This window comes from Pediococcus damnosus (assembly GCF_001437255.1).
GTDB lineage: Bacteria > Bacillota > Bacilli > Lactobacillales > Lactobacillaceae > Pediococcus > Pediococcus damnosus.
Genome location: NZ_JQBD01000106.1, coordinates 1 through 5,235 on the forward strand (window position 1 = coordinate 1; position 5,235 = coordinate 5,235).

The 5,235-nt window shown below is 38.1% G+C and carries 5 protein-coding genes; all 5 read right to left on the bottom strand.

Translation table 11 applies throughout. The features are described 5' to 3' along the window. Window positions 1–227: 227 nt before the first annotated feature. The gene (gene pcp, locus IV84_RS09435) at window positions 228–875 is read right to left on the bottom strand and encodes a pyroglutamyl-peptidase I (protein WP_056986540.1); all 648 of its coding nucleotides are present in this window, start codon (window positions 873–875) and stop codon (window positions 228–230) included. A gap of 17 nt (window positions 876–892) precedes the next feature. Continuing rightward, the gene (locus IV84_RS09440; RefSeq protein ID WP_056986542.1) at window positions 893–1,816 is read right to left on the bottom strand and encodes a DUF979 domain-containing protein; all 924 of its coding nucleotides are present in this window, start codon (window positions 1,814–1,816) and stop codon (window positions 893–895) included. After that, window positions 1,809–2,483: a DUF969 domain-containing protein gene (locus tag IV84_RS09445; protein ID WP_056986544.1), complete on the bottom strand. Its 675-nt coding sequence runs from the start codon at window positions 2,481–2,483 to the stop codon at window positions 1,809–1,811. Before IV84_RS09445 ends, IV84_RS09440 begins: the two co-directional genes overlap by 8 nt. Before the next feature lie 152 nt (window positions 2,484–2,635). Beyond that, entirely contained in the window at window positions 2,636–3,838 is a 1,203-nt protein-coding gene (locus IV84_RS09450; protein ID WP_056986546.1) for a metal-dependent hydrolase family protein, read from the bottom strand. A 21-nt stretch (window positions 3,839–3,859) separates the two neighbouring features. Continuing rightward, window positions 3,860–5,047, bottom strand: a complete 1,188-nt coding sequence (locus IV84_RS09455) for a metal-dependent hydrolase family protein (RefSeq protein ID WP_056986547.1) — start codon at window positions 5,045–5,047, stop codon at window positions 3,860–3,862. Window positions 5,048–5,235: the final 188 nt, after the last annotated feature.

The window sequence follows — 5,235 nt, forward strand, 5'->3', positions numbered from 1 at the left end:
AAAACCTACATTTTTAAACTGCCCTTGACATTTGGCCATAATTTAAGTAATGTTCATCCTGTTTGGTCGATTGTAAGTTGTTATATACTTACTTGGATTCTAGCTTTTGCTTCCGCGTATCTATTGCACATTGGTTGGTTTTCAATTAAAAATAAAATTCACAGCTGATTTGAAGACAGCTAAAAGGCTTCTGACAAGATTTTGTCAGAAGCCTTTATTTTGTTTATTTAAGCAATGCTACCTTCAACACTCTCAATATCCTTTTTACCATCCATCTCGACGATTGCTTCAATGGCAGCCGTAATTCCGCGGACATCATCACTTAAACTCAATGCTGGTGTGTTTGGTCGGGTTGTGACTTGTTCCGGTAAAAATGGGATGTGCATAAATCCCGCTTTTAAATCATGAAATTCTTTATCAATCATATACTGAACCTGGTACATGATGTGATTACATACATATGTTCCAGCAGTAGTCGACACACTGCTTGGTAATCCAGCCTTACGAATTGCTTTGGCCATTGCCTTTACTGGTAATTCAGTGAAATAAGCGTTTTGGCCATCCTTATGAATTGGTGTGTTCAATGGTTGATAACCCGCATTATCCTTAATCCGACCATCGTCAAAGTTAATTGCTACTCGTTCCGGAGTGAGCCCATAGCGACCACCCGCTTGTCCAATATTTAAGACATAATCTGGTTGTTCTTTTACAATTACATCATGCGTAACTTCTGCACATTTACCAAAAATCGTCGGAATTTCCACTTTCACAATGTCTGCACCCGCAATTTTATCTGGCAACTTTTTCACTGCTTCAATAGCCGGGTTAATCTTATCATCGCCAAATGGGTCAAAACCTGTTACAAGAATTTTCATACTTTCTATCTCCATTTCTAAAAAGCTAATACATACATCAAAATTATTTGAATAATCAACATCGTAATCGCAATGGGCGCCTGTTGTTTGATCACGCCCAACGGATCTTTCATTTCCATTAAGGCTACTGGCAAAGTGTTAAAGTTAGCAGCCATTGGCGTTAACAATGTTCCGCAATAGCCTGATGTCATCCCCAAGGCAGCAACCACAACTGCAGCGCCTCCTTGAGCAACAACAAAGGGAATCCCAATTCCGGCGGTAATAACAGCAAAAGCTGCAAAAGCATTACCCATAATTACTGTGAAGACTGCCATTGCAACACAGTACAAGACTACGCCCAAAAGATGATTTCCTACAGGAAACACGCTTGAAATTGCTTTTGCGGTTACAGTTCCAACTCCAGAAGCTGTAAAAACCACTCCGAGGGTTGCTAATAATTGAGGCAGAATTCCAGCAGAACCAACCGAACGAACCATGCGCTGACTATCTTCATACACTGTTTTACCACCAGCTTTGGTTAACCACATAGCTACGATTAGTGAAACAATTGCAGCCACACCAATCCCGACCTGGCCACCAAATGGTGTAAATTGTGCAACCAAAATTGCAGTTACAGCAAGAATAATACTTGGCAAAAATATCCATCCACCTAAACGTTTTGCGGAAGCCTCTGACACTTCTTTGTTAAGTGATTTAATATGGCCGACTTTTACTTGCTTGAGTAACGACAGCGCCCCAATTACAAGTAATAAAGCTCCTACTACCGCATTAGGAAGCCATTGTCCAACTCCAAAAATAACAGCAAATATCAGCCAAAAAGTAGCGGTTCCCCAACGAGTAGAATTAGTTTTATCGCGTGCCGACTCAATAGACGCAATTAAAAAGGTTGCTCCGATCAACATGTAAAAGAATGTCAGAATATTATTAATTAAACTAGTCATTATTCTTTCCTTCTTTCAAAAGTTGACGGTCAAACATATGGTTATACCAGAATACTAAAACAATTGTGAGAACGGCTACTGGAATTGAATATAGGGCAATTCCGTTTGGAGATACTTTGTAGCCTAAAGATTTCATTGTGCTGGCCATCAACAAAACTCCAGCAGATGCCACGAATAAATTTTGAGAAAAAAAGTTACCAAAGTTTTCGGTGGCCGCTGATCGGGCCTTAATTCGATCAACTTGTTTATTTGTAAGCTTAGTCTCAACACTAGCAGCCGCTTGTGCCATTGGGTTAATTAATGGTCGAATGAACTGAACTTGCCCCTGTAAAGAAATACCAAACAAGGAAGCCGCTTCACGAATTAATAAATAAATATCAAAAATTCGTCCGGGAGTTAAATTCTGTAATTTTTGAATCAGACTAACTGCCGATTCCTTCAATCCGTGACGCTCAATAACTCCAATCATGGGTAACGTTAGAAAAAACAGCGAAACCATTCGATTGTCCATAAATCCCTGCCCTAAAATTTCTAGGAATTTTGTGAAATCGATTCCAGATGCCAATGCCGTTACGAGTGCGGAAATAATAACAACTGCAACGGTATCCAGCTTAAAAGCAAATCCTAGAATGATTACTAAGACTCCAATTAACTTTATGTACTCCATAGATGAAACCTCCTGTGATCAAATATTGATCATTTATATTTACATTAAAAGCTTATCATTTTATTTTAATCTTTTCAACCATAATATAATTTCAAATTTCAACTGTGACAAAAAAAGCAAACGGAATTTCGTTTGCCATGAAAAATAAGTAACTATTTTATTTGAACACCTTTTTTAAATACTTGCTTATCAGTTTGAGCAACAGCAGTAATGTATTGCGTTGGATCTTGATCTAAAACTAAAAAGTCAGCAAACTTACCACTTTCAATACTGCCATACCCTTCAGTTATATTTAATAATTCAGCCGCATATTTTGTAGCCCCAAACAAAGCTTGCGTAGGTGTGGCACCAGCTTTATTCACAAGTAACTCCATTTCCTCCCAAGTTCCTGTTTTAAAGCTATTAAATGGTGTACCTGCGTCAGTACCGACCACTACTTTTACACCCTTTTGAATTGCCATTGCAACATGCTCAAAAAAATCATGTTTAACAAGATCATTTTTTCGTGTCATATGGGCAGGCAGTGAATCTCGCCCGTATTTACTAATGCTTGCTGCGGCATTCAGAGTTGGTACCAAATAAACATTATTTTCTTTCATAAATTCAGCCTGTTTTTCATCAACGTAAATTCCGTGTTCAATTGAATCTACTCCAGCTTTTAATGCATTACCTATTCCTTTGTTTCCCTGGGCATGAGCTGCAACCCGTTTACTCTTATCATGTGCTTCTTCAACAGCAACTTTCATTTCTGCCATTGTCAGGGCGGTATCATTCACATTATCACCAGCAGACATTACACCACCAGTTGCCATGACTTTAATATTATCGGCACCTTCTTTAAATGCAGTGCGCACCGATTTACGCATTTCGTCCGGTGAATCAACCAGATACGACCAATTAATGTTTCCATCTTCGTCCTCACGAAAATCACCATGCCCACCTGTCATTGACATTGGTCGACCCGATGCAACAATTTCAGGAATCACCAAATCAAGCTGATCTCTTAGTTTCTTCAGTTTAATATCAACATTGAACGCACACCCACAGTCTCGAATATAGGTAACTCCAGAACCGATTAAATCACGAAGATTTTTAAGTGCTGTAACAGTTACCTCAGCCTCAGTTAAATACTCAAGCTTATTCGTTACAGGATTCATCATCATATGCGTATGTGCATTGATTAACCCCGGCATAACAAATTTTCCTTGTAAATTGACTTTCTTTTCATCAATGGATGCCGGTACATTTCCCACTCCAATTTGCTTAAATTTGCCATCTGCAACTTCAAACCATTGATTTTGCATTACTTCAGTATCTTTACCATTAAAAATATTTGCATTGTAAAATACAGTCATATCAGCTTTCTCCCCTTTTGCCTAAAGTTCCACTTTCACACCGCTCTTATATACGACTTTATCTATTTGTTGAACAGCCTTAACATCTACTAATGGATCTGCATCCAAAACCAGGAAATCAGCAAACTTATCATTATCCAATGTGCCATAATCACTATCGATCCGCATTAATTTGGCCGAAGTTAAACTTGTTGTTAAAGCATCAAAATTTGTTGCACCCTGCTCAACCATGAGCTGAAATTCCACGGCAGTCATTGTGAAATCGTTAAATGGTGTTCCGGCATCTGTTCCTAAAGTAATTTTTACACCCTTTTTCCATGCTTTCATAATATTTGCATATAAATCATCGAGTGCATCAGCAGCTTTTTTAATTTCCCAATCGGGAAGTTTACCAACCGCGTATTCAGGAATTGCCCAATCTGCAACAAACGTAGGAGTCAAATACGTACCTTGTTTTAACATTAATTCTGTTTCTTCATCGTTCACATAAAAACCATGTTCAATTGAATCAACACCAGCACTAATGGCATTTAAAATTCCAGGATTTCCTTCTGCATGCGCCGCAATAATTTTACCCTTATGATGCGTTTCTTCAACAGCGACTTTCATCTCTTCAACACTAAGTTGAGGATCATCCATGAAGTCTCCGGGAGTCATAACTCCACCAGTTGCCATCATTTTTACAGCCATCGTTCCTTTTTTCAAACCAGTTCGAACTGCCTTTCGCATTTCATCAGGAGAATCTACTAAATGGCCAAAATTAGGAAAATCACCATGTCCACCAGTCATCGTATAGGGACGACCTGAAGGCAAAATATCTGGCACGTTTTCAAGCTTTCCCTGTTTATGTAAGTTATTTAACGTAATATCAATATCGAAAGAACTACCACATTCTCTAATGTAAGTAACTCCTGATTTCAATAAATCATGTAAATTAGAAACCGCACGTACCGTTGTTTCAATAACATCGGAGCCGGTACCACCATCGCCAGTATTGGGATCCATAGTTATATGCGTATGAGCATTGATTAACCCGGGCATAACATATTTACCGTGAAGATCGACATTGTTTGCAGAATTTCGTTTTCCCCCATTGCCTACTTTTTCAATGCGCCCACTATCGTCATTAACCACAAACCAGGCATTCTTTTTTGTCTCGTTTGTCTTGCCATCAAATAGATTAAAATTAAAAAAAGTTGTTTTACTCAAATAAATCTCTCCTTCAAAAATTAGATTTTGGTTAAGAAAGCCTTAATTCTATTTTGCTTGATAGTCAACCCCTCCAGACATTTTGCATATATTTCTAAGTAAAAAATTAAAATTGACTTAGAAACAAGTTAGTAATATGATAATAACCATTCTAATTATTTAAGCCTTGTGGTGATAAGTCAAGTATG

Bases quoted from the DNA above. Each gene is read 5' to 3' on its own strand.
- pcp (WP_056986540.1), bottom strand. From the start codon at position 875: ATGAAAATTCTTGTAACAGGTTTTGACCCATTTGGCGATGATAAGATT.
- IV84_RS09440 (WP_056986542.1), bottom strand. From the start codon at position 1,816: ATGACTAGTTTAATTAATAATATTCTGACATTCTTTTACATGTTGATC.
- IV84_RS09445 (WP_056986544.1), bottom strand. From the start codon at position 2,483: ATGGAGTACATAAAGTTAATTGGAGTCTTAGTAATCATTCTAGGATTT.
- IV84_RS09450 (WP_056986546.1), bottom strand. From the start codon at position 3,838: ATGACTGTATTTTACAATGCAAATATTTTTAATGGTAAAGATACTGAA.